At 64.8% G+C, this 23,508-nt stretch carries 20 protein-coding genes and 4 pseudogenes; 15 read left to right on the top strand and 9 right to left on the bottom strand.

The window, feature by feature from the left end; genetic code table 11:
* Positions 1 to 19: 19 nt before the first annotated feature.
* The 5 genes from H5398_RS15850 (at position 20) to H5398_RS15830 (ending at position 5,235) form a co-directional block, all read left to right on the top strand.
* Complete coding sequence (locus H5398_RS15850) at positions 20 to 1,018, top strand: hypothetical protein (RefSeq protein WP_182800740.1); 999 nt, start codon at positions 20 to 22, stop codon at positions 1,016 to 1,018.
* A 296-nt stretch (positions 1,019 to 1,314) separates the two neighbouring features.
* Complete coding sequence (locus H5398_RS15845; RefSeq protein ID WP_182800739.1) at positions 1,315 to 1,647, top strand: hypothetical protein; 333 nt, start codon at positions 1,315 to 1,317, stop codon at positions 1,645 to 1,647.
* Complete coding sequence (locus H5398_RS15840; protein WP_182800738.1) at positions 1,640 to 2,680, top strand: site-specific integrase; 1,041 nt, start codon at positions 1,640 to 1,642, stop codon at positions 2,678 to 2,680. Before H5398_RS15845 ends, H5398_RS15840 begins: the two co-directional genes overlap by 8 nt.
* 156 nt (positions 2,681 to 2,836) lie before the next feature.
* Positions 2,837 to 3,943: a tyrosine-type recombinase/integrase gene (locus tag H5398_RS15835; RefSeq protein ID WP_182800737.1), complete on the top strand. Its 1,107-nt coding sequence runs from the start codon at positions 2,837 to 2,839 to the stop codon at positions 3,941 to 3,943.
* Positions 3,940 to 5,235 carry a tyrosine-type recombinase/integrase gene (locus H5398_RS15830; RefSeq protein ID WP_182800736.1) on the top strand — a complete coding sequence of 432 codons (1,296 nt, stop codon included), beginning with the start codon at positions 3,940 to 3,942 and terminating at the stop codon, positions 5,233 to 5,235. The genes H5398_RS15835 and H5398_RS15830 overlap by 4 nt, the downstream gene beginning before the upstream one ends.
* A gap of 133 nt (positions 5,236 to 5,368) precedes the next feature.
* Here the strand turns inward: H5398_RS15830 and H5398_RS15825 are convergent, their stop codons facing one another.
* The 3 genes from H5398_RS15825 to H5398_RS15815 form a co-directional block, all read right to left on the bottom strand.
* Complete coding sequence (locus tag H5398_RS15825; RefSeq protein WP_182800735.1) at positions 5,369 to 6,160, bottom strand: hypothetical protein; 792 nt, start codon at positions 6,158 to 6,160, stop codon at positions 5,369 to 5,371.
* 10 nt (positions 6,161 to 6,170) lie between these two features.
* A complete protein-coding gene (locus tag H5398_RS15820; protein WP_182800734.1) occupies positions 6,171 to 6,854 on the bottom strand; it encodes a hypothetical protein in 684 nt (227 codons plus the stop codon).
* 385 nt (positions 6,855 to 7,239) lie between these two features.
* Complete coding sequence (locus tag H5398_RS15815; protein WP_220489593.1) at positions 7,240 to 7,971, bottom strand: uridine kinase; 732 nt, start codon at positions 7,969 to 7,971, stop codon at positions 7,240 to 7,242.
* Between the two features lie 378 nt (positions 7,972 to 8,349).
* Here H5398_RS15815 and H5398_RS15810 point away from each other — a divergent pair, with 378 nt between their 5' ends.
* Positions 8,350 to 8,931, top strand: a complete 582-nt coding sequence (locus tag H5398_RS15810; protein WP_220489591.1) for a hypothetical protein — start codon at positions 8,350 to 8,352, stop codon at positions 8,929 to 8,931.
* A complete protein-coding gene (locus H5398_RS15805; RefSeq protein ID WP_220489589.1) occupies positions 8,928 to 9,767 on the top strand; it encodes a nucleotidyl transferase AbiEii/AbiGii toxin family protein in 840 nt (279 codons plus the stop codon). Before H5398_RS15810 ends, H5398_RS15805 begins: the two co-directional genes overlap by 4 nt.
* A 152-nt stretch (positions 9,768 to 9,919) precedes the next feature.
* On the opposite strand, the gene H5398_RS15800 is transcribed toward H5398_RS15805, so the two are convergent.
* The 3 genes and pseudogenes from H5398_RS15800 to H5398_RS17565 all read right to left on the bottom strand — a co-directional run bounded on the left by H5398_RS15800 (position 9,920) and on the right by H5398_RS17565 (position 12,140).
* The gene (locus H5398_RS15800) at positions 9,920 to 10,483 is read right to left on the bottom strand and encodes an NmrA family NAD(P)-binding protein (protein ID WP_182800733.1); all 564 of its coding nucleotides are present in this window, start codon (positions 10,481 to 10,483) and stop codon (positions 9,920 to 9,922) included.
* Positions 10,484 to 10,495: 12 nt separating this feature from the next.
* Positions 10,496 to 11,772: pseudogene (locus H5398_RS15795) on the bottom strand (IS3 family transposase).
* Positions 11,709 to 12,140, bottom strand: coding sequence for a relaxase domain-containing protein (locus H5398_RS17565; protein WP_255443816.1), 432 nt, complete (start codon positions 12,138 to 12,140; stop codon positions 11,709 to 11,711). The pseudogene H5398_RS15795 and the gene H5398_RS17565 overlap by 64 nt, the downstream one beginning before the upstream one ends.
* 410 nt (positions 12,141 to 12,550) lie before the next feature.
* On the opposite strand from H5398_RS17565, the gene erm reads away from it, so the two are divergent.
* Together erm and H5398_RS17960 are read left to right on the top strand one after the other, a co-directional pair.
* A complete protein-coding gene (gene erm, locus H5398_RS15785; RefSeq protein ID WP_182800732.1) occupies positions 12,551 to 13,378 on the top strand; it encodes a 23S ribosomal RNA methyltransferase Erm in 828 nt (275 codons plus the stop codon).
* Positions 13,288 to 13,854, top strand: coding sequence for a helix-turn-helix transcriptional regulator (locus H5398_RS17960; protein ID WP_370586155.1), 567 nt, complete (start codon positions 13,288 to 13,290; stop codon positions 13,852 to 13,854). Before erm ends, H5398_RS17960 begins: the two co-directional genes overlap by 91 nt.
* Here the strand turns inward: H5398_RS17960 and H5398_RS15775 are convergent.
* Entirely contained in the window at positions 13,835 to 14,431 is a 597-nt protein-coding gene (locus H5398_RS15775; RefSeq protein ID WP_220489587.1) for a TetR family transcriptional regulator, read from the bottom strand. The genes H5398_RS17960 and H5398_RS15775 overlap by 20 nt on opposite strands.
* A 59-nt stretch (positions 14,432 to 14,490) precedes the next feature.
* On the opposite strand from H5398_RS15775, the gene H5398_RS16940 reads away from it, so the two are divergent.
* The 3 genes and pseudogenes from H5398_RS16940 to H5398_RS15765 all read left to right on the top strand — a co-directional run bounded on the left by H5398_RS16940 (position 14,491) and on the right by H5398_RS15765 (position 17,266).
* Complete coding sequence (locus H5398_RS16940; RefSeq protein WP_220489585.1) at positions 14,491 to 15,045, top strand: GNAT family N-acetyltransferase; 555 nt, start codon at positions 14,491 to 14,493, stop codon at positions 15,043 to 15,045.
* Positions 14,985 to 15,568: pseudogene (locus H5398_RS17955) on the top strand (GNAT family N-acetyltransferase). The gene H5398_RS16940 and the pseudogene H5398_RS17955 overlap by 61 nt, the downstream one beginning before the upstream one ends.
* 536 nt (positions 15,569 to 16,104) lie before the next feature.
* Positions 16,105 to 17,266 (top strand): annotated as a pseudogene (locus H5398_RS15765) (IS3 family transposase).
* A gap of 846 nt (positions 17,267 to 18,112) precedes the next feature.
* Here the strand turns inward: H5398_RS15765 and H5398_RS15760 are convergent.
* Positions 18,113 to 18,688 (bottom strand): helix-turn-helix domain-containing protein, encoded by a 576-nt coding sequence (locus H5398_RS15760; RefSeq protein ID WP_182800730.1) that lies wholly within the window; start codon positions 18,686 to 18,688, stop codon positions 18,113 to 18,115.
* Between the two features lie 80 nt (positions 18,689 to 18,768).
* Between H5398_RS15760 and H5398_RS15755 the strand changes: the two genes are divergently transcribed.
* From H5398_RS15755 to H5398_RS15745, 3 genes are read left to right on the top strand one after another with little or no spacing between them, the layout of a single operon-like run.
* The gene (locus tag H5398_RS15755; protein ID WP_182800729.1) at positions 18,769 to 19,734 is read left to right on the top strand and encodes an ABC transporter ATP-binding protein; all 966 of its coding nucleotides are present in this window, start codon (positions 18,769 to 18,771) and stop codon (positions 19,732 to 19,734) included.
* Positions 19,734 to 20,870: an ABC transporter permease gene (locus H5398_RS15750; protein ID WP_182800728.1), complete on the top strand. Its 1,137-nt coding sequence runs from the start codon at positions 19,734 to 19,736 to the stop codon at positions 20,868 to 20,870. The genes H5398_RS15755 and H5398_RS15750 overlap by 1 nt, the downstream gene beginning before the upstream one ends.
* The gene (locus H5398_RS15745) at positions 20,867 to 21,973 is read left to right on the top strand and encodes an ABC transporter permease (RefSeq protein WP_182800727.1); all 1,107 of its coding nucleotides are present in this window, start codon (positions 20,867 to 20,869) and stop codon (positions 21,971 to 21,973) included. The genes H5398_RS15750 and H5398_RS15745 overlap by 4 nt, the downstream gene beginning before the upstream one ends.
* A 147-nt stretch (positions 21,974 to 22,120) precedes the next feature.
* Here the strand turns inward: H5398_RS15745 and H5398_RS15740 are convergent.
* Positions 22,121 to 23,454: pseudogene (locus H5398_RS15740) on the bottom strand (IS3 family transposase).
* Positions 23,455 to 23,508: the final 54 nt, after the last annotated feature.

The following is a 23,508-nucleotide window of genomic DNA, read 5'->3' as shown; positions in this document are numbered from 1 at the left end:
CCGGCAATAGGGTGAGGATGTGGATTGGCAGGACGCTGTTGGCGTTATCGGGGGTCTCACCGGCCTCACCCTGGGGCTCATTGCGCTGTGGGACCGGACTATTGGTGCCCGCCGGTTGGCCGTCCGGCACGTAACCGCACACACCCATCGCCGCGATGGTCGCCATGCAAATGGCGAAGCAGATGTTGGAGGGATCGACGTCGTCATCAGCAACGACGGGCGGCTTCCAGTGAACCTGAGCCGGGTCTGGTTCGGTGCCTCGCGCGACGCAACGCGTTTCCTAGGGGCCGATGAGGAGTGGCACAACGTCGATGAACTAGCGAGGGGCCGAGACATCGCGCCAGCTGAGTTCGACCTTGTGCTGGACAAGTTCGATCGTCGGATTCCGCCCGGAGAGAGCTTGACTATCCATGTCGAAGACTGGGTTAGTGGCGGCGTCCCTGTTGGCCGGGAAGCGGCTCAGTGGCATCTGGAGCAGGGCTACCGTCACGTCCTGCGCCCCATCCCGCAGTCTCCAGATGTCGTGCGAGCCATCGTTGGCCAACCGTGGCTGCTGCAGGGCGACCTTGGCGTGGGGGTGGAGATCGTCGACTACAACGGCGTGCGCTGGACCAAGGTCGGCCTCGATTACTGGCGGGCCAAGGCCCGCGCCCCCCTGCGCGATCGGTGGATGCGCTGGCTGGAGCGATGGCCTTCATTCATGTGGGTTGAGCCGCGCCTTATCAGTTGGGCAGTCGCTGGAGCGGCGACCCACCGGCGATGGGGATGGGTGAGGGCAGCGGTTGTGTCCGCAGCCATCGGATGGCGAATCGGGCCGGGTGTAGACACCCGCCAGTACCCGTTCCTGCCCAAGATCTGGGCTTGGGGAGAGCTAGCAGAGTTGAGCCAGGACCCATCTCAGTCCCGACGACAGGCGGACCTCTGTCGGGAGGTCTATAGATCTACCAAGAAGCATCTTGGTAGGCCGCCTACTCGGCACGAGTTCCACGAAGCGTTGGACAGTCGGAGCGCCAACTGAAGCTTCGACTCACCTCTAGAGTCGCGGGCAGCCGCAAGATTCGCGGTATTCCAGCGAGGACGGGCACCCTCGTCCGCATCGGCAATGACGGCCCGATCATGTTCGAATCGTTCTACTCCGCCATCGTCGCCTCGGACTGACCCTGTGGACCGCCAACGATGAGCTTGGCGCTCAATGCCACCGCGTTCATTCGCGACAAGCGCACCGTCGACACCCGCCTGCACTGACCTGAACCCAGGCTACGTATTGCATCGGATTATCCAGAGAATCCGATGTAATAACGGTAGGCTCCCAGCATGGCCACCCGACGCCGACAGCAACTCGTCACCCGCGACGACGTGCCGCTGCCCCCGTACCAGTGGAGCCACGACCGCTCCGGCGTGAAGTCCGCGTGGGGTGTGAACCTGCCGATCTCGGAGCGTCACGATCTTCAGCTGATGGCCCAGCGTGGCACCGCCGGTCGCTGGACCTGGACGCTCACCATCTACCGCACCGGCAGCACCGACCAGGTGACCCGCATCGCCCGCGGCGTCCAGCCCACCCTCACAGCCGCCAAACCGGCGGCCGAGGCCGCCGCCGGCACCTGGCTCGCCGAGCAGCTTGAGCTCCCCGACGAGTGCCATGTCTGAGGGGCACCCAGGGGCCCTGGACACAGCTGGTGGTCTGGTCGCCGTTGATCATCAGGCGGGGACGTTGCTGCCGGAGGACCTGTCGTTGGATGCGGCCGAGGCCGCGTTCGCCTCGGCCTCCCGGGCCTCCTCGACGCTGCGCGGGTACCGCTCCGACTGGACCGAGTTCGTCACCTGGTGCCGCGACAACCACCACATCGCGCTGCCCGCCACCGACATCGCGATCTCCCGCTACATCTCGGCGCTGGCCACCGCAGGGGCGAAGGTCGGCACGATCAGCCGCCGTCTGTCGACGATCCGGTTCGCCCACAAGGTCCGTAACCATCCCGACCCCACCCAGACCGCGCGCGTGATCGCCGTCTGGGAAGGGATCCGCCGCCAGCTCGGGGCTCCCCCGGACCAGGCCCGCCCCCTCATGCCCCCACTCCTCCTCGACGTCGTTGATGCTTGCCCGGCGATGACGAAATGGAAGACCCGCGACGATGAGCCCTCGCTCAGCGGAATCCGGGACCGGGTACTCCTGCTGGTCGGGTTCGTGTCCGCGCTGCGCGCCTCCGAACTCGCCGCCCTCGAGGTTGATCAGATCAAACCCCACGAACGGGGCCTGGTGATCGAGCTCACCCGCTCCAAAACCAACCAGACCGGCGACCTTGAGCTCGTGGTCCTCCCCTGGGGTGCCCGCCAGGACTACTGCCCCGTCACCGCGCTACGCAACTGGCTCACCGTCGCCGGCATCACCGAAGGCCTGGTGTTCCGGTCCGTCTCCAAAGGCAACCGGGTCAGCGCCCGTGGCCTCACCCCCGACGGCCTCTCCCGCCTGATCACCCAGGCCGTCACCAGGGCCGGTCTCGACGCCACCGGATTCTCGGCCCACTCCCTTCGGGCAGGGTTCGTCACCTACGCCGCGAAACGCGGCGCCACCTCCCTGCAGATCGCCAGACAGACCCGGCACAAGGACCTGGCCTCCATCGGCATCTACACCCGCATCGAAGACGCCTGGGAAGAGAACGCCGCCACCCAACTCCCTCTCTGAAGAGGTCGGCGGGCTTGGCCTCGAATCGTCCCCGGGTCCGGCCGGAGGCCTCCCTGGACACTCCCCCGCTTCACTCTCATGCTTGATATGTAGGTGATCCATTCCGGTCACCGACGCGGCATCGTTGGTCTCGTCGTTCTGCTCGAGGGGGAGCCGATGAGTGCTGTCTTGCCGTGTCTGAGTTCGCCTGCGTCGCCGGTGTCGACGCTGGGGTCGTTGGGTGATCCTTTGCTGGATGCCTATTTGGAGTTCGTGTCGGCGCGTTCGCGTCCGAACACGGTGTTGGCGACGTGGTTCGATCTGAAGGTCTTCTTCGCCGTGGTGGGTAAGCCGGTGGCTGCGGTGCGTCCGGTCGACGTGTTGGGTTTCATTTCGGCCCAGCGCGCGGGTCTGCCGTCCCTGCCCGAGCCACACCTTCTGCCGGTGATCGCGTCGGCAGATTGCGTGGGGGTGTCGTTACGGACGATCCGTCGGCGGCTCTCGACGATCGGCGGCTTGTATGGCTTCCTGGCTGCGCGTGGTGACGTGAGCGCCAACCCGGTCCCTCGCGGGTTGCCGACCCGTCGTGAGAAGGCCCGACCCTCGCAGGGTGTTCCGCTGGTTCGTGCTCCTCGGATGTTGCCGCGGATCCTCGCACCTGTCGAGGTCGATGCGTTGACTGGCGCGTTGCGCAGCCACCGTGACCGGGCGATGGTGGCAGCGATGTTGTTGGGCGGGCTGCGGCGCTGCGAGGTCCTGGGGCTGCGGTTGGGGGATGTCCGCATCGGCGAGCGGCAGTTGTTCATCGCCGACGGCAAGGGCGGCCACCAACGTCTGGTCCCGGTCTCGCCCCGGTTCTTCGACCACCTGGGCGTCTACCTGGACAAGGAACGACCTCCGGAGGCCGAGACCGATCACGTGTTCTTGGTGCTGAAGCGTCCTCATCGCGGGCGGCCGTTGTCGGCGGCGGGTCTGGATCAGGTGCTGGCCTCGGCGCGGGAGCGGGCCGGTTTGGCGCACGGATCGTGTCACGAGCTGCGGCATACCTGTTTGACCCGGCTGCGGGAGGCCGGGATGGCGTTGGAGGCGGTCCAGGCCCAGGCCGGGCATGCCTCGATCGAGTCCACCAGGATCTATCTGCATCTGGCCGATGATTGGCTGGCATCGCAGTATCGGCGCGCCGCTGAGGTGATCGATGCCCAGGTCTACGCCGTCGGCTCACCACCACAGCGCAGCGTCGCGGAGCCGCAGGTGAGCATCCCGGGGTTCAGGAGGCTGCGATGAGCACGACGCTGCCGGCCCGGTTCTCCACGGACCAGCCCGGGCGAGGCGGCGGGGCGCCGATGGCGACCTGGGAGCAGATTGTGGTTGACCTGCCGCTGGTCGCCGCGACGATGCGCACCTACCTGGATCAGGTAGCGGTCGTGCTGCGTCCCGGCAGCGTGACCAACACCGACCAGTGCCTGCGTTCGTTCGCGACCTACCTGCTGCTCCACCACCACGACATCAGCCGCGTCCGCGACATCGGCCGGGCGCATGTCGAGGGATTCAAGCTCTGGCTGGCCGCCCGACCTGGACGCTCCGGCACCCCCCGCGCCACCAACGCCACCCTGGCTCACCGGCTGGGAACGCTGCGGATGTTCTTCCTACGCATCGATGAATGGGGTTGGGACGACGCCCCGACCCGGGTGCCGATGTTCCCCGGCGACGTCCCGAAGCAGCACCACGCACTCCCCAAAGCGCTCGACGACCAGACCGCGGCCCGGCTCCTCACTGCCGCCCAGGCCGACAAGCGACAACTCGTCGGCCTGACCGTCGAGTTCCTCCTGCGCACCGGCCTACGGGTCGGCGAGTTCACCGCGCTGGCCGCCGACGCCGTCGTCCTGATCGGAGACACGCACTGGCTCCACGTCCCGGTCGGGAAGCTCCACGAGGACCGCTACCTGCCCCTACATCCGAGGCTGGTCGAACTCGTCACCAACTACCGCGCGGCCCACGTCCCCGACGGCCACCGACTACTGCTGCCCCGAGAGAACGGCAAGAGCATCGACCGGCACATGGTCACCCGCTTCATCAACAAGGCCGGCGCCGCCGCCGGACTCGGCCACATCCACCCCCACCAGCTACGCCACACCCTCGCCACCCAGGCCATCAACCGCGGCATGTCGCTCGAAGCGATCGCCGCCATGCTCGGCCACAAATCGATGGACATGACCCTGGTCTACGCCAAGATCGCCAACCGGACCGTCGCCGAGGAGTACTTCACCGTAGCGGAGAAGGTCGACGCCCTCTACGCCCGCCCCGCCGAGCTCCCCGCCGACGACCTCGGGCCGAACATGGCCCGCCTGAACCGCGAACACTCCCGCATGCTCGGCAACGGCTACTGCATCAGACCCCAGATCATGGACTGCATCTACGAGACGATCTGCGAGTCCTGCACGTTCTTCCAGACCACCATCGAATTCCGCCCCACCCTGCTCGCCCAACGCGACGACGCCTGCGCCAAGGGCCAGATCCGCCGCGCCGAGATCTACGACAACCTGCTCACCGGCCTCGACACCCACGAAGCCTCTTGACAACCGATACCCACATAATGCCGAGAGTCGGTCGTTTGGAAGCCACCTGCGACGGCCGACCGCTGGATTTCTTGGAGCCGTAGCCGCACCGTCGGCGACGGACCAGCCCGGGATGACAGAGCTGCTGCTTGCACTACCCCCACTTGACCGCGTCGATTATGTCCCCTGGGCTATCATCTTCCCTCTCGTAAGAGGCGTGCCGGTATCGCAATGGTTCTTCAAGCACCGCTTCCCAGATCGCGGGTCCACCACAGAGCAGAGCAGCGGCATGATCTGCTTCGCTGTCAGTAAGGCAAGATGCTCCTTCTTCCGACTTGCCTGCGAGAGCCTCAAAATACGCGTCAACCTCAGCACAGACGGCTGCAGCTACACGGTCTTGCTCGCCGATCTCCAGAGAATTGAAAGCATCAAGGAAATGCTCGACAGGGTGATCGATTCCCCCGGGGAAGAATCGCCACACATCAACAGCACCCTTCGTGCTCTCAACCGGCACGAACCGTTTCCCCTGCACAACCCACTCGAAACGAGGCTTGAGCGCAGAAGTGCGGAGCTCGATTCTCCCGTTGCCATCGAGCGCCGGAGGGGAGGGCAGTTCAAGCTCTGCAGCCATCGCAAGGAGAAGGGATTCGATATGGCCACGCAGGACCTGCTCGAACTCTTCCCCCAACGGCTCACCACCCCACGAGACGTTCACCTCAGCCCTCACAAGCCAAGCGGCCTGCTTGAAGATGAAACTGACAGATGGCTTGGGCGCCACCCGACGCGGTTCCACCCACAGCGAGAAGTAGACTCCGTGAAGAGGCCAGAGCGCAGGCCTGAACCAATGACCCAGTCTCACACGCGCTCGAGGAAGAATCAGCGAAGCGGAAAGCTCCTCATCCCTCACGAGGAAATCCCTGACGACGTCCACTTCCACGATTGTCACTTGCACAGTCCTATTCTCTTGATGCGCGAGGGACATCTTCCCGCGCGTCCTCGAAGCGAGGGTAAGTTGGACCGCTCGGCTCGCTCGGGGCGTGGACGCTACGGACCTCACAGGCTATGTCCTTGACGAGCCGAAACAGGCCGTAGGAGCGGCGGAAGTTGAGCCGCAGGTAACGGATCCGAGGATGCCATCCGCACTGGTGACCGTGAAGCGGCCCGTCGAGCCACACGTCACCACCCCTGAGGCGACGGCGTAGAAGGTCGACCCCCATGCTGGTCAGGGCGATGATGAGGCACCAGATCCACCACTGGATCCCTCCTGGCGCCCAGCCCCGATGCCCCTCATCCGAGGCGACTCTCCCCGCGAGGAAGGCGCCGAACATGACGATGTCGGGCAACGACCCTAACCCCATCGGCATTGAATCATCGCGGAAGCTGAACAGCAGTCGAAGTCGGTAGACCAGCAACGTCCGCGCGGCACGACGCTGCAGGTCCGCCACCGCAGCATCGTAGGCATCAGCATCAAAACTCAGGCCGGCGAGCTCGCGATTGGTTCGCACGTCGCGGATCCCCGACCAGCGCACCAAGCCCCGCGCCTGGGTCGCGTTGGTGGTGACCCGGCAGTCGTAAGCACCGCACGAGCAGGACAGCAACGGAACCACCGGCCCATGTGCCAACTCAATGAACGTCTTCACATCTCTCAAACCGAGTGCCAAGCCTCGCAGGTGCCTGTCGCTCTGCTCCCCGAACGTGACGGCAAGGGACTGACCATCGACTACCGGAAGGACTCGCAGGGTCAGGTCTTCATCGACCTCCAACCGAAACGACAGTTCATGTGGCGCGTGTCTACCGGGCATATGCCCAACCGCCACCGTCATCCCAATGGGGCGGAGTCGCCGAGGCGCAGCTGTCGAGTTGGTCCGGCCGCCACAACTCGCCAAGCGGCGCGTACCGAGGGCTCTCACTCACGGAACCACGCTACCGCCCGCCCCCCACACAGCAGGCCCCGACATCCTGTCATGCCGCACTGAGCGTGGCCGCACGCTACTGTCGCGTTGGCAGATGCGGGGGCACCTACCATCAGAGCCACGGGTTGTTCGAAGGTGCAGGCGCTACGGCGAACTGCCCCTCATCGAGGTCGATGGTTGGGGAACCGGCAACCACCAGGCAGGCCCGCTCCCACGGACGTTGCTCGGCAAGAAACCGCACTTCATGTGCCATCCACTCGTGCCAGAACGCGATCGTCTGCTCGCGATCACCGTTCACACCCTCGGCCATGTCGCGAGCGATCCCCCGCCGCTCGGCCTCCTGAAAGTCCGACTGCACCCAGATCGAGGCATCAACGAAGTGCTCGAACTCGCGTTGGCTTGCGCCGACGCCCTCGATGACGACCAAGTCCGCCTCCGCGGCAACCTCGATCACGCCTTCGCGTCCATGCAGCCCCCACGCCGGCGGCTGAAACCGCACACCCTCCCCACGGTGCAGTGTCACCAGGATCTCGTCGCGCAGCAGATGCCCCCAGGCGAAGAACGGCTCATGCCAGGCCAGGTCATCCGTGTGGACGACCGCAGAACGGGCGACGGCCCGCTTCAGCTCAGCAGCCAGCGTCGACTTACCTGAGGCTCCCCTGCCGTCCACGGCAACGATCTGCGGCCGACCCAGCGGCTGCCCGGCCACCTGTAAAACGTGATTGACCAGCTCGGCAGTGTCGAGGGCCCGCCAAGGCCCCGCAGCGGGTTCACCCTCGAGCAAGGTCATGGTCATGACCCCATTCTGCTGCCGACAGCAGCCATGCTCGCTCATGCCGCGCATGGGGTGGCTGGTTTGCCTGGGGAACATGCTGAGTGCGGGCCCGGATCGAAGGCTTGGCGCGTGGCGTTTAGCATGGCGGCATGTCTTGGCCCTCGGTAGCGCTCGATGGTCGAGTCTCTGATCTGGCGGGTCGTCATGTGGCCGTTCGTGGTGTGGGTCCCGACGGTGAGCCGACAGTGGTGCTGGTCACCTTCGGTCTGGCACGCGAGGGCGGGGTGGGGGCCCGCATGTGTGATTCTGCCACCCGTGTTCCTATGCCGATGGTTCAGAGGGTGGTGTGCCCGGGTTCGGTCACTTTGCGGGCGGCGGTTCTGGCCCACACCGCTGTGAGGGGCACGGAGCGCGTCGGCGTGCGCACGATCGTCAGGACCGCGGTGCGTGGCGGAACTCTACCTAAAAAGGTATAGTTGTGGCGTGACGCGTGATGTGAGGTACAGGGATGTGGTGCGTGACATCGCGTTTGGCAATCATGGCTTCGTCACGACACGGCGAGCCGCAGAGGCTGGCGTTCCGCCGGGTGAGTTGCCGAAGCTGGCCGAGCACAGCGGACTCGAATCGGTGTCCTATGGGCTGTATCGGGTGACCGACATGCCCCCAGGTGACCTGGACCAGTACGCGGAGGCGGTGCTGCGAGCCGGCGAGGACGCCTTTCTGTGGGGCGAGTCGGTGCTGGCCCTTCATGGCGGGCTCGCGGACGTGAACCCCGCACACGTGATGGTCGCGGTCACCAAACGCACCCGGACCAGGTTCCCGCCGTTCATGCGCGTCGTCAGGGTGGCGGAGGGTGAGCCGACGACTTGGTATGAGGGGATCGCGTCGCAGAGCGTCGCTGCTGCGATCCTCGCGTGCCGCGGGAGGATCGAACCGGGCCGGCTCCTGGCAGCAGCCGAGCAGGCGCGCGCGGAAGGGCTGTTGACGACCGCCGAGTGGACCCGTGTCCGGGAGGGGTTGACCTCGTGAGGTGGACGACCCCGCCACGCAACAGGCAGTCGCTGGATCAGCGGCTGCGGAACCTGCAGGGAGCTGAGGCGGCGGTCCAGCGGCGTCGTGTCACGATGTCGCTGGTGGTCGTGGGCCAGATGCTCCCTGAGGGTGCGATCAAGGGCGGCAGTGCGATGGCACTGCGTTTCGGTCTGGCCTCTCGGTTCACCCGCGACCTGGACGCCGCCAGGGTCGCGTCGCTGGATCAGTTCCGCGCCGACTTCGAGGAGTCACTGGCTGCAGGGTGGGCTGGCTTCACGGGGCGTCTGGTCGAGCGTGCCGCACCCAGTCCTTTCGGGGTGCCGGCGGGGTATGTGATGCAGCCCTTCGATGTGAGGCTCGCCTACCGGGGACAGTCATGGTGCACAGCGAGGTTCGAACTGGGCCACAACGAGATCGGCGACAGTGACGAGCCCGAGTACAGGCTCGCCGACGATCTGGTCGTGCTGTTCACTGAGGTCGGACTGCCGGTCCCCCGCCCGGTCCCGGTGATGCGCGCCGACCATCAGGTCGCCCAGAAGCTGCACGCAGTCTCCTCCCCGGGCAGCGACCGGGCCCGCGACCTGGTCGATCTCCAGCTGCTAGATGCCGGAGAGGAGCTCGACTTGAGACAGATCGCTTCGACGTGTCAGCGGCTGTTCGTCTACCGACAGCAGCAGCAGTGGCCCCCGACCCTGACCGTGGGTGAGGGGTGGGGCGACCTGTACGTCGCGGCCGCCGAGGGGCTCGATGTTCTGGCCAGCGCCGAGGAAGCCGTGGGGTGGGTCAACGACTTCATCACACGCATCACCGAGGCACACCAACGCGACACGTGATCGATGCCCTCCTCCGCCCGCGAAACGGTGAGCGGCCGCGGGGGCGTCTCTGGGCGGGTGGCTCGCTGGAGTTCCAGGATCTGGATCATCTATGTTTGGTGGTGCAGACTCCCCCACTCCCGTGGATCAGGGGGTCTTGCTGTTTCTACGGCCTAGATGGGTTGCCAGAGGTCGCGGTGGTCGTTGACGAACCGGTCGAAGCGGGTGGCTGGGCTGCCGGTGAGTCGCCGGATGCTCCGGTTGGGGGCGGCGGAGGCGTTGAGGCGCACCACGCGGTAGATCATCTTCTGGACCGAGATGTAGTCGGCTGGTCGGCCGTCGGCGGCGAGCTGGGCGAGGTACTCGTGTTCGGTGGGGCGGGTGTAGGTGATGGGCCGGCCGAGGACGCGGCTCATGATCTGGGCGACATCGGTGTAGCTGAGGGACTGTTCCCCGGACAGTGTGTAGGCCTTGCGGTCGTGTCCGGGTTCCGTGAACACCGCCGCGGCGACAGAGCCGATGTCGCGGGCGTCGATGAACGCGGTGCGGGATCTGCCGGCCGGGACCCGGATCTCGCTGTGGCGGGCGATGTCGGCGGCGTAGGTGCTTGACAGGTTCTGCATGAAGAAGTTGGGCCGCAGCATCGTGTACGGCGCCTGGGTGGCTTTCAGGTAGGCCTCGACCTGGTGGTGGGGGGTGTCGCGGTTGAACTGGACCCCTTGCAGGGACAGGAACACCACCTGCCTCTGTCAAGTTCCGGCTTTGATGGAGGCATGGATTGCACGCTCGGGCTCGTTGAAGGGCTGGGTGCTGGCCGTCGTGTGTGCTCTGGCGCTGTAGTGGGCGGTCTCGTATTCGACGGGTGGGATCAGGCCGATCTCTCCGTGGAGGCGCCGATGGTTGTACCAGTGGACCCATTCGACCACCGCGATCTCGAGGTCGTCGATCGAGCGCCAGGGGCCGCGATTGCGGACGAGTTCGCCCTTGAACAGGGAGTTGAGGGCCTCGGCCATGGCGTTGTCGTAGGAGTCGCCGCGGGAGCCGACCGAGGCGACTGCTCCTGCCTCGGCGAGCCGTTCGGTGTAGCGGATGGCCACGTATTGGGTTCCTCTGTCGGAGTGGTGGACGAGCTGGCTGGTGTCGTGTCCGTCGCGGGCCCGGGTCCACAGGCCCATCTCGAGGGCGTCGAGGGCCAGATCGGTGCGCAAGCTGGTGGAGACCTGCCAGCCCACGATGCGGCGGGAGAACACGTCGAGGACGAAGGAGACGTAGACCCAGCCGGCGAAGGTGCGCACATAGGTGATATCGGCGACCCACAGCTGGTTCGGCGTGTCGGCGCGGAACTGGCGCTCGACCAGGTCGGGGCGCAGGTCCGGCCCGTTGCCGGGCTGGGTGGTGCGGGGGCTCTTCGAGCGGATCAGGCCGCGTAACCCCAGCTCGCGCATCAGCCGACGGGTGGTGCATCGTGCGATCAGGCCGGAGCCCGTCGGGTGGCAGGCGTGCCCGGCGATGCCCTCGCGAACCAGCTGCGCATGGACCTTGCGCACCCCGTACACGCCGTAGTTGTCGCGGTGCACGCGGGCGATCTCGACCCTCTACTCCTCATCGCGCACCGCGCGCGGCGAGGGTGGCCGCGACCGGGCGGAGTAGTACGTCGACGGGGCGATCTTGGCGCCGGCCTCGGTGAGGACCTGACAGATCGGCTCGACCCCGACCTCGCGCCCATCGACCACGTCATGGCGATGGGCGTCGATGTAGGCGACTACCTGGGGTTGGGGCGGTCGAGCTCCGCCGCGAAGAAAGCCGCCGAGGTCTTCAAGATGTGGTTGGCCCGACGCAGCTCGCGCACTTCCCGCTCAAGCTCAACCAGCCGCTGCGCGTCCGAGGTCGTGGTGCCCGGCCGGGTACCCTCGTCGACCTCTGCCTGGGACACCCAGCCGCGTAGCGTCTCCGAGTTGATCCCTAGCTGCTCCCCGATCCGGCGGATCGCCCCCAGCCGTGTCGCCGGGTCCTTCCTCGCCTCCAATGTGAGCCGGATCGCCCGCTCACGCAACTCGTCGGGATACTTCCGTAGTGCTGGCATCCGATGCCCTCCTTCGTGACTTGGATGCCTCCATCAAACCCGACACTTGACACCGGATACGCCCGCCCCAACGGATCACCCGTGACCGGATCCCGCCCCATCCCCACCAGCAACTGAAGTTGCGCCTCCGACACCTGCGCACCCGGGGCAAGTTCACCGTGCCCCAGGCCGGTGACGCCGGAACCGAGCCAACGCCCCGGCGGGGTGCCCGCCTCGGCGTAGTAACGGGTCAACGGAGTCGACAGCGACCGGTCACCATCACCAGCCGCCACCGTGCGCAGCAGGTACTTGTAGCCATCGCCAGCCGACATCACCCGCATCGACACCGTCACCCACACCACCCCTCACCTAGTCGTCACACAGGTGAGCCAGCAGCCTCCCAACCTCGATCTGCAAGAGGCGTGGCAGATCTGTCGAGGTCTCTCATGAAACGAATCTCGATGATGCCGAGGCTCTGCGGCCGTGGGTTAGCTCGGGATTCGTACTGGCCAGCATTGATACGGATCTCCGCGTCTTTGAGCAGAGACGGGATATTGAGTCGCTGACCGGCAGCGGGGTCACCTACGCTGGTGGGCATGTTGTTCTACGGCACTGCTTCGCTGCGTCTGCGCAGCCGCTAACAGCGGCGAGCACCCTCCACAGGTTGTTGCTCCCGCCCCGGTGATCACGGCCGGGCGGCTCTTTCAGCGTGCCCGGCTCCGCAACAACCACGGAGCAAACAGTGCCTACCTATCAAGGTGGCCGTCATGAGCACGGCCAGAACTTCCTGACTGACCCATCCACCATCGCCACGATCACACGGCTCGTGACCGCCACCGATGGCCCGATCATCGAGATCGGCCCCGGTGACGGAGCACTCACCACCCCGCTGGCCCAGCTCGGGCGACCAGTCACAGCCGTCGAGATCGACACCCGGCTCGCCCGACGCTTGGCCCAACGGCTCCCGTCGCACGTGGAGGTCGTCGCCGACGACTTCCTGACCTACCGGCTTCCAACATCTGCGCATGTGCTCGTCGGCAACCTGCCGTTTCACCAGACCACGGCCATACTGCGCCGCATCGTGCACTCCCCGGCATGGACCGATGCAATCGTGCTCGTGCAATGGGAAGTCGCGCGGCGCAGAGCGGGTGTCGGCGGTGCCACGATGATGACGGCGCAATGGGCGCCTTGGTTCGAGTTCACGCTGCACAGTCGTGTTCCCGCTCGCGCGTTCACCCCGCGTCCGGGAGTCGACGGCGGAATCCTCACCATCCACCGTCGCGAACATCCGCTGCTGTCCCCGACACGGCGACGCCAGTTCCATGCCCTGGTCCACCGCGTCTACACCGGCCCCGGCCGCGGGCTGGCCCAAATCCTCGCGCGCACCGCCTCACTCGGGTCACCACAGACCGCACAGGCGTGGCTGACACGCCACGGCATGACCGCTGCAGGACTCCCGAAGGACCTGCCCGTCGAGGCATGGGTGGACTTGTTCAAGACCACCGGTTCTTCACCGCCTGCACACCGTGCGCAGACGCAGCAGGTGAAGTCGAGGAGGCGCCGTCGATGACCATCGCTGCGCGGCACCAGGCCTGCCGCTACACGTCAACAGCTAGGAGTGCCACGGAGCACCGTTCCGGTGAAACATCCACAGAACTGGCAGCGCGGCTGCTCGCAGAAGCACCTCAACGGGATTGGCGGCTCCGTGACCTTGCCGCGCTGGTTCACCTCTCGGTGTCACAGCTGGGCAGAGCGTTCACACAACGATTCGGGATGCCGCCCGTGCGGTACCTGGCTCACATTCGGGCCCATCGGCTGGCTGAGCTCCTGGTCGAGACTGATCTTCCAATCGGCGTCGCCATGACAAAAGTCGGGTGGCGCAGCCGTGGGCATGCCGCACGGCAGTTCACCGACATCGTCGGGATCAGCCCGTCCGAATATCGGCGCACTGCGATTGGGCGCACTCTCACGGAGACCAGCCCGTGGCCATCAGCAACGCAGGGCAGCCCCGAATCAAAAGGCCCCCTCACGACAGGAGTGCCGTGATGCCGTCGGAGAGAATCTCGCGTGGGCTGATGTGGTGCGTCGCGTGGAGCCGCGCATAGGTAGGAGCTTGGTCAGGGTCAATGGCGACGCGCTTCTCGTCAGACGCCATGGGTGCGGTCAGCGAGGCGCCAATCACCAGGTTGGACAATCGGTAGGCAGTTCCCAGCGGATCCGGGGTACCCGCTTGTTCGAGCAGGACGCACATCCGCTCGGAAAGGGCCAGGTACGCCGGGCCCCTGGGAGCGCGCATACCGATGACCTGACCGGCCCACCGGTGGGTCGTGAGGTGCGCGAAGAAGGCGTGCATCAGGGCAGGCAGGTCGGCGTTGCGGATCGACTCGGACATCACGCGATCGTCTGCAAGCGCTGTGTCGAGGGCGAGGTCGAACAGATCGTCGACGGATTCGACGCGGGAGTACAGGCTGGCTGGAGCGACACCCACCTGTTGCGCCACAGATCGCAGGGTGAGGGCCCTCAACCCGCCTTCGTCCAGCAGCCTCACCGATGCCCTCGCAACCTCCACGATGTCCACTGCGCGGAGGCGTCGCACAGGTTTGCGGTGTTCCCAGTAGCTCACCCCACCAGCCTAACCAAACACGCTTCAGTTAGCTATCCATTCTATGTTAGGTTTAGCGCATGCTGGATGCCACCACCCTTCCGATCACCTTTGAGAACACTCGCCTACGCCCCCTCTCAGAGCTGGACGCAGACACGTATGCAGCCGGCACCAAGGATGAAGCTGTGCGGCGCTTCGGCCACCTGCCCGAGCCCGACTACACCCCCGAGTCCGTGCGACGGATGATCCGTGACGAGGTTGCTGAGGGTCTGTCGTCCGGCACGCTGGCAGTCCTCGCACTTGCCGACGCCGAGACGGACCGGTTTGTGGGCTCCTTGGTGCTCTTCGACGTCAGCTCCCAGGCCGCCGAGGTCGAGTTCTGGATTCATCCGGATGCGCGGGGAGCAGGGCACGCTCGTCGGGGCCTGGAGTTGGCATCGCGCTTCGCACGCAACAGTGGACTGCGAACCTTGACAGCACGCACGCTCCTGGAGAACAAGGCCTCCCAGCGGTGCTTGACGAACGCAGGGTTCCGTGAGGTCGAGCGAGCCGTCGGGACCACGCCCGCAGGACAGTGCGAGGAACTATTCCATTACCGGCGCGATCTCAAGCCCACCGCCCAGTGCCGTTGGTGACGGAGCGACTCCATCTCCGTCCGCATAACGTCGACGATGCCGAATGGCTTCACGAGCTGTACTCGCGACCCGACGTTGCCCGCTACCTGTTGGACGAGCCATGGACCGCAGAAGTCACCCGCGAAAAGCTTGCCGAGCGGCTAGCGAAGACTGACATCGATGGCGACACTGGTGCGCTTGCGCTGGTCATCGAACATGACTGCGTCCCGATCGGAGACGTCGCCCTCTGGCTCACCGATCACGAACAGCGCCAGGCGAGATCGGGTGGGTCCTCGGCTCGGACCACAGTGGGCGCGGCTTCGCCAGCGAAGCCGTCCGAGCAGTAATCGCCCTCGGGTTCGACCACTACAAACTCCACCGCATCACCGCGCAGATGGATGCCCGCAACAGCGCCTCGGCAGCACTCGCTCGTCGTGTCGGGCTCCGGCTCGAAGCACATCACGTCCAGGACTGGTTCAGCAAGGGCGAATGGACCGACACCCTCATCTTCGGGCGACTTGCCTCCGAGCACATGCCCCAATGATCGGGAGTCTGACTTCATGCTCCCTTCCTTGCAGGTTCACTGCTTTCCCATGTCGGGCGACGTCGCCTGCTCTGCGCGGGCTGTGTTGTTGCGGGCGGGGGTTATGCACTGGCAATCCTGGTTCTGGATGCGAACTTGGGGATGTTCGCGGTCAGCCTGTTACTCGCGGGCACAGGAATTGGAGTCCTGATCACAATGGCTTCCTCCACGATCATTTCCAGCGTGTCTGCTGATCGGGCAGGGATGGCCTCGGGCGTATAGGAAGTGTCATATGAGTTCGGCAGCCTGATCTCCGTCACGTTGCTAGACAGCATCTACGCGACGTTCATGGCCCGTGAACCCTCCTGCGGGACTGAGGAGTACCAGGTTTCGCTGGCGCTCGCAGCGGCTGCATGCCTTGTCGGGTTCATGGGCATCGCCCTCCTCTTGCGCAGTGATCGAGCCCTGTCGCGCTAAGCACTGGGTCTGCTGCACGGATAGGTGACATCTGATCTGGCTTGCCCCCAACTATGGGGCAGGTCTGGAAGGATGCCATCGTGCCCAAGCCCTACCCTGACGAGTTCCGCAACGACGTCGTTCGTGTCGCCCGGAACCGTGAACCCGGAGTGACGATCGAACAGGTCGCCAAAGACTTCGGAGTCCACGCGATGACCCTGCAGAAATGGCTGAAACGAGCCGACGTCGAGACCGGCGCCAAGCCCGGCCAGACCCGCGCCGAGGCCACGGAGTTGCGGGAGGCCCGCAAGCGGATCCGGTTGCTGGAGCAGGAGAACGAGGTCCTGCGCCGCGCGGCGGCGTATCTGTCGCAGGCGAACCTGCAGGGAAAAGGTACTACCCGCTCGTGAAGGAGCTCGCCGCCGACGGGATCCCCGTCACGGTGACGTGCCGGGTACTCAAGCTCGCAAGACAGCCCTACTACCGGTGGCTGAACGCACCCATCCCCGAAAGCGAGGTCGTGGCTGCCTACCGCGCCAACGCACTGTTCGACGCCCACCGCGATGATCCGGAGTTCGGGCACCGGCTGCTGGCCGACGAAGCACGTGACGCCGGGGAACCGATGGCCGATCGCACCGCGTGGCGGCTCTGCCACTCCAACCGGTGGTGGAGCCGGTTCGGCAAGAAGAAGGGCAAGGACCAGCGTCCAGGCCCCGCCGTCCACGACGACCTCGTCAAGCGCGAATTCACTGCCCAGAGGCCGAACGAGTTGTGGTTGACCGACATCACCGAACACAAGACCGGCGAGGGCAAGCTCTATCTGTGTGCGTTCAAGGACGTCTACTCCAACCGCATCGTCGGCTACTCAATCGACTCCAGGATGAAGTCCCGGATCGCGGTGAACGCGCTCGACAGTGCCGTTGCCCGCCGCGGAGAGGTCGCCGGCTGCATCGTCCACAGCGACAGGGGCTCCCAGTTTCGTCCAGGAAATTCCTGCGGGCCCTGACCCGTCACGACCTGCTCGGATCGATGGGGAGGGTGGCGGCGGCTGGTGACAATGCCGCCATGGAATCGTTCTTCAGTCTGTTGCAGAAGAACGTGCTCGACCGACAGTCCTGGGTCACCCGTGAGGAGCTGCGGATCGCGATCGTGTCCTGGATCAAACGCACCTACCACCGCCGACGACGCCAGTCCCGACTCGGCCGCTTGACCCCTGTTGAATTCGAGACAATCATGACCACACCAGCCGACCTGGCTGCGTGACTAGAAACTGTCACCTATCCGTGCTGCAGACCCCAACGGGATCATGCACGGAACACTGGTGCACTACAACAATGAAGTCGTCGCAACAAAGGCATGGAACAGGCTATTCGCAGTCGCCGACTGGGCCGACTCCCGGAGACGCCAAGCAGCCCCGGTTGAGCCCGGCCCAACGTTTCGCGAGGCGCTGGCACATTGGCGTGACGTACAAGCGGACAAGACCAGACTTGACCAATGGGAACTCCATGAACACGAGAAGGAATCGTTCAGCGATCAGCCCTCGGAACTAGTCGCCGCCTGCACGGACTTTCTCGAACGCTGGAGTAGACGCCAATGGGGCCGAATGGGCCAACACTTCATGCAGTTTGGCCCCACGCAGCGACCCGTCGGTCAACTCGCCGAAGAGGCAAAGCTCCTGTATCAAGAGTTGAGACTTGAAGAGTGGGAGATCCTCCGGGTCCGCCACGTGGCGGCAGCAGTCGCGCACACTGACGTCAGACTGACCGTCAATGCCGAGCGACATCAGACAGATCTGCGCTGGGTCCGAATCGACGGGAACGGAACAAGTGCCCCAGAGTGGCAAGCGGGCCGATGGTCGCTGTCACAGTATGGACCGGCGCACTTCCTCAAGTCTGAGCCAGGCTAGTGCCGTGAGCCGACGCCCAGCTGCCACGCCTCTTGCAGATCGGGGTGTCAGCCGGTCGGCTCCAGCCAGGCGAAGACACTTCCACTGGTGCTCGGTGCAGCGTCGATGCCGTCGCTCGCCCTCATCTGCAAGACGCGTGGCGTTGTCGAGTGGGCGCGATCCATACAGGACTCGCGGACCTGGACCGGGGCCTTCGACTGCTGTTACGGCGTGGGTTCATCCTTCCAGAAGGCTTCAACTGCGCTACGTGCCCAGTGCTGCGGGGCGCCGCCTTGGGTCGCGGAAGCGGTGAAGTAGGAGCCTGCCATGAGCAGGACGATGGTTTCAGCCGACACATCGCTCCGGATGCGCCCCATGTGCTGGAGCTCGGCGACGATGTCCGTCAGAAGCGCCAGACGGGGAGTGAGGAGCTTGCTTCTACACAGCCGCGAGAAGGCCGATTCGGGTTCGTTCAGGAGCGTTGCAAACGCAAGGACACCGATGCCTCGTTCGAGCCCGCTCTGAAACGCTTCAAGTCCGGCGACGAGCCGGTCTCGCGGGTCGTCGATGCCAAGATCGGGGGCGGTAACGGTGAGTTGCTCGAGCGCTGCGGCGAGCAGTTCGTCCGCGTTGGCGTGACGCCGATAGATGGTGGTCTTCGCAACGCCGGATGCTTGGCTCACCGCCTCGATAGTGACTCCTGATGGCCCGCGCCCCCGCAGTACTTGCAGGGTCGCCTCGTGCAACCGGCTGTCGGTGGCTGGGTTGCGAGGTCTTCCCGCCCTGGACTCGTCATTCACAGACTCCACGCTACCGGGTGTTGACACAACCACACCATCACACGCTACGCTATGCGTATCGTATCGTTATGGAGGTTGGGATGAGACAGCACGAGATCCCCGCGGTGGAGTTTCGGGGGTTGCGCATGGTGTTCAAACGCCGGAACGCAGATCCGTTGGTTGCGATCGGAGGGCTTGACCTGACGATCGCGCGTGGCCAGGTATTCGGGTTGCTGGGCCCGAACGGATCGGGCAAGACCACCGCGGTGAATCTGCTGTGCGGCCTACTGCAGCCAACGGACGGGACGGTGCTGTGTGAGGGCATTGACGTTCGCGCCGATGTGACAGCCGTCCGCGCCCGTCTCGGTGTCGTGCCTCAGGAGACCGCGCTGTATAACGATCTGACCGCACAGGAAAACCTTCAGTTCCATGCTCGCCTCTACCAAGTCCCTCGAGCGGAGCGGCGTCAGCGGATCGATGAGTTGCTGGACTTGGTGGGCTTGACGAAGCGACGTGATGACAGAGCGGGAACGTTCTCCGGTGGCATGCAGCGTCGACTCGCGCTCGCGCGTGCTCTGCTGACCCGCCCGTCGGTGGTCGTTCTCGATGAACCAACCCTCGGGGTCGATGTGCAGTCACGGGCGGCGCTGTGGCAGCGGATTCGGGATATCGCTGACGCTGGCGGCACGGTGCTCCTGACCACGAATTACATGGAGGAGGCCCAAGCCCTCGCTGATGAGCTGGCGATCCTCGACCATGGGCAACTGGTCGCAACCGGATCCCCGGAGCGCCTGCGCTCCGACCTGGGCGAATCCTTCGTCGAACTGCGCACCGATCTCCCTCAAGGTGAACGGGACATCATCAGCAACCTCCCCGGCGTCAGGAACGTGACCTGGCGGGAACATGGCGCGATCATCTCCACGGACGGGCAGCAAGCCACCCTGACCGCAATCATGGAGAGCCTGGCTGAGGCCGGGCATGAAGCTCAGGTGCTGGGGGTACGCCGCCCTGACCTCAATGACGTGTTCCTCAACCTGACCGGAAACGCACTGAGGGATGCTGCCTGATGCGTGATTCGCTGATTTCTGCCTGGTCGATCGCCGTCAAGGACTGGACCCGATTCAGACGCCAACCATTTTTGATGGCTATCAGCGTCGTGATTCCGCTGGTATTCATCTTCTTCTACTCGATCATCATCCCGCTGTCGGCTACCGGCCCCATCATGATCGCGGACGAGGACAACTCACCCGAGTCAGCCGCCTTGATCCAGCACATGCACGAGATCCGATCAATCGAAGCACCATATTTCGAGATCATCACGACAGATCCTGGAACAACCCGCGAAGCGTTCGAGAACCAATCCGCTCTGGCAATGGTGGTCATTCCCGAAGGGTTCGGCGAGGCCGTGGACAACGGAGACGCTCAGGTGCAACTGCACCTGAACAACATCAACTCAGACTACTCGAAGAACCTGCGCCTGCGCCTGGACCTTGCAGTCAAGGAATACAACGCTGAACTCGCCACACCGATCACTACCGTGGATGAAGCGTCCTGGCTGCCCGTCGACCCGACCATGCTCGGCTATATCTCAACCTCATTGCTGCTCTTCGGATGCCTGTATGCCGGAATGGTGAACACAGGGCTCAACGTTGCCTCGGAATGGAACGATCGCACCATCAAGGCCCTGCTACTCGCCCCCGTCACGCGGGGAACACTTGTAGCCGGAAAAGTCATCTCCGGGCTCGGGCAATCACTGGTGAGCATCACCCTCGTTTTCCTTGTCCTCATCTTCGGATTTGGGTTCAAACCTGTCGGATCCATATGGGAGATCGCCGCAATCATGGCTATGACCACCTTCATGGGAGCCGGGATCGGTGCCGCGTTCGGTGTTGCCAGCAAGAAGACCCTTGCCGCTTCCTCCTCACTGGTCGCAATCGCAATCTTGTTCTTCATGGTCTGCGGAAACGAAGAATCCATGCGCGGACTGGCATGGTCTCAACCCATGGAAAGCCTATGGGGCTTCTCCCGAATACTTCCACCCACCTATTCCTTCCTTGCGGCGCGAAGCATCTTCCTTACCGGAGAGTCCAGTGAACTGACACGCAATCTCCTCATTGTTGCGATCTCCGCCCTCGCCGTGCTCGTCCTGGCGTCGTGGCTCCTCAAACGCGCCTACAGCCAACTCACCGGAGGAAACGCATGAGCATCGACCGCACCCTCGCTGTCGCCACCAAAGACCTCAAGCAGTGGCGACGAGACCCTCAAGCGATGTTCGGCCCCATGGCCATCCCCTTGGTCCTCATGTTCATCGCCACCGTGCTCTTTGGCTTCGGAGGCGACCAATGGAACATCGGTTTGGTCGACAACTCCGGAGGCCGGCACGCCCACGCCTTCACCCAAGAGATCCGTGACCTCCGCAGCAACATCTCCCCATACTTCAATGTCGTCACCACCGACGCCGACGAAGCCAAGGACCTCGTCGAGCAAGGACGACTCCAGCTCGTCATCACCATCCCCAAGGACTTCGACACAACCATCGACCAAGGAGAGGTGCCAACACTGCACACACAGACGTTCAACATCAACACCGACATGATGAAGAACGCCCGTCTCCGACTCGACCGTGCCCTTCTCGACTACGCGACCATCCACGCCCCAGAACTGACTCCGGTCACCATCGACCAGACCACCACCCGGCCCAACGACGTATGGCGCCATTCCTTCATCGGACTCGGCGCATCAATCTTGGCCATCATGGTCGGGGCCGCCCTGAACTCCGCCATCATCGTTGCCCGTGAATGGGAACGCACCACCGCCAAAGAGATTCAACTCGCACCACGCGCCCGCGCGCCGATTCTGGCAGGAAAGCTGTTGGCAGGGCTCATCGCCGGTGCAATCAATGCACTCGTCGCCTTCACAATCGCCACCATCCTCTTCGGGGTACGAATCCCTTGGGATCGCGTCCCCATACTCCTTGCCATCGCAGGCCTCGCAGCCATCGCTTGTTCCGGTGTGGGAATTGCAATCGGCGCCTGGCTCCGCGACTACCGAGCAATCCAACCCCTGCTCCTTGTCACCTTCGCTGGGACGTTCTTTGCCTCCGGTGGCTTCTCCAGTATCGCTACGCTTCCCCCGAATGTGCGCGAGTTCAACCAATGGTGGCCGCCCGCCTACGTCCTCGATGGCATGGCCAACGTCGCACTCATGGCAACCCCGCCACCGGTAGGAATGCTCCTCGTCGGCGAAGCGATCGCTGCAGTCATCGCCATCGCTGTTGGCACGATCGCCCTACGACGCCACACATGAGCAGAAATGAGCCCGCTGCGGACAGAACTCCTCATCACAATCGAGTTGTTACAGACCGACTTGGCACACCCTTGGACCACGTACGAACTCGCAGATGGCGTGCACTTGTCCGCGTCCCGTCTTCGGAGTCTGTTCGTGGAGGAACTGTCAAGTTCCGGCTTTGATGGAGGCATGGATTGCACGCTCGGGCTCGTCGAAGGGCTGGGTGCTGGCCGTCGTGTGTGCTCTGGCGCTGTAGTGGGCGGTCTCGTATTCGACGGGTGGGATCAGGCCGATCTCTCCGTGGAGGCGCCGATGGTTGTACCAGTGGACCCATTCGACCACCGCGATCTCGAGGTCGTCGATCGAGCGCCAGGGGCCGCGATTGCGGACGAGTTCGCCCTTGAACAGGGAGTTGAGGGCCTCGGCCATGGCGTTGTCGTAGGAGTCGCCGCGGGAGCCGACCGAGGCGACTGCTCCTGCCTCGGCGAGCCGTTCGGTGTAGCGGATGGCCACGTATTGGGTTCCTCTGTCGGAGTGGTGGACGAGCTGGCTGGTGTCGTGTCCGTCGCGGGCCCGGGTCCACAGGCCCATCTCGAGGGCGTCGAGGGCCAGATCGGTGCGCAAGCTGGTGGAGACCTGCCAGCCCACGATGCGGCGGGAGAACACGTCGAGGACGAAGGAGACGTAGACCCAGCCGGCGAAGGTGCGCACATAGGTGATATCGGCGACCCACAGCTGGTTCGGCGTGTCGGCGCGGAACTGGCGCTCGACCAGGTCGGGGCGCAGGTCCGGCCCGTTGCCGGGCTGGGTGGTGCGGGGGCTCTTCGAGCGGATCAGGCCGCGTAACCCCAGCTCGCGCATCAGCCGACGGGTGGTGCATCGTGCGATCAGGCCGGAGCCCGTCGGGTGGCAGGCGTGCCCGGCGATGCCCTCGCGAACCAGCTGCGCATGGACCTTGCGCACCCCGTACACGCCGTAGTTGTCGCGGTGCACGCGGGCGATCTCGACCCTCTACTCCTCATCGCGCACCGCGCGCGGCGAGGGTGGCCGCGACCGGGCGGAGTAGTACGTCGACGGGGCGATCTTGGCGCCGGCCTCGGTGAGGACCTGACAGATCGGCTCGACCCCGACCTCGCGCCCATCGACCACGTCATGGCGATGGGCGTCGATGTAGGCGACTACCTGGGGTTGGGGCGGTCGAGCTCCGCCGCGAAGAAAGCCGCCGAGGTCTTCAAGATGTGGTTGGCCCGACGCAGCTCGCGCACTTCCCGCTCAAGCTCAACCAGCCGCTGCGCGTCCGAGGTCGTGGTGCCCGGCCGGGTACCCTCGTCGACCTCTGCCTGGGACACCCAGCCGCGTAGCGTCTCCGAGTTGATCCCTAGCTGCTCCCCGATCCGGCGGATCGCCCCCAGCCGTGTCGCCGGGTCCTTCCTCGCCTCCAATGTGAGCCGGATCGCCCGCTCACGCAACTCGTCGGGATACTTCCGTAGTGCTGGCATCCGATGCCCTCCTTCGTGACTTGGATGCCTCCATCAAACCCGACACTTGACACC

Source organism: Tessaracoccus sp. MC1679 (genome assembly GCF_014164775.1).
GTDB lineage: Bacteria > Actinomycetota > Actinomycetes > Propionibacteriales > Propionibacteriaceae > Arachnia.
Note: the sequence above shows the minus strand (reverse complement) of the source record. Positions and strands in the feature narration are given on the sequence as shown.

Excerpts from the sequence above, each read along its gene's own strand:
- H5398_RS15845 (WP_182800739.1), top strand. The coding sequence starts at position 1,315 with ATGGCCACCCGACGCCGACAGCAACTCGTCACCCGCGACGACGTGCCG.
- H5398_RS17960 (WP_370586155.1), top strand. The coding sequence starts at position 13,288 with ATGGGTGGACTTGTTCAAGACCACCGGTTCTTCACCGCCTGCACACCG.
- H5398_RS15755 (WP_182800729.1), top strand. The coding sequence starts at position 18,769 with ATGAGACAGCACGAGATCCCCGCGGTGGAGTTTCGGGGGTTGCGCATG.
- H5398_RS15830 (WP_182800736.1), top strand. The coding sequence starts at position 3,940 with ATGAGCACGACGCTGCCGGCCCGGTTCTCCACGGACCAGCCCGGGCGA.
- H5398_RS15835 (WP_182800737.1), top strand. The coding sequence starts at position 2,837 with ATGAGTGCTGTCTTGCCGTGTCTGAGTTCGCCTGCGTCGCCGGTGTCG.
- H5398_RS15840 (WP_182800738.1), top strand. The coding sequence starts at position 1,640 with ATGTCTGAGGGGCACCCAGGGGCCCTGGACACAGCTGGTGGTCTGGTC.
- H5398_RS15750 (WP_182800728.1), top strand. The coding sequence starts at position 19,734 with ATGCGTGATTCGCTGATTTCTGCCTGGTCGATCGCCGTCAAGGACTGG.
- H5398_RS15815 (WP_220489593.1), bottom strand. The coding sequence starts at position 7,971 with ATGCGCGGCATGAGCGAGCATGGCTGCTGTCGGCAGCAGAATGGGGTC.
- H5398_RS17565 (WP_255443816.1), bottom strand. The coding sequence starts at position 12,140 with ATGTCGGCTGGCGATGGCTACAAGTACCTGCTGCGCACGGTGGCGGCT.
- H5398_RS15745 (WP_182800727.1), top strand. The coding sequence starts at position 20,867 with ATGAGCATCGACCGCACCCTCGCTGTCGCCACCAAAGACCTCAAGCAG.
- H5398_RS16940 (WP_220489585.1), top strand. The coding sequence starts at position 14,491 with ATGCTGGATGCCACCACCCTTCCGATCACCTTTGAGAACACTCGCCTA.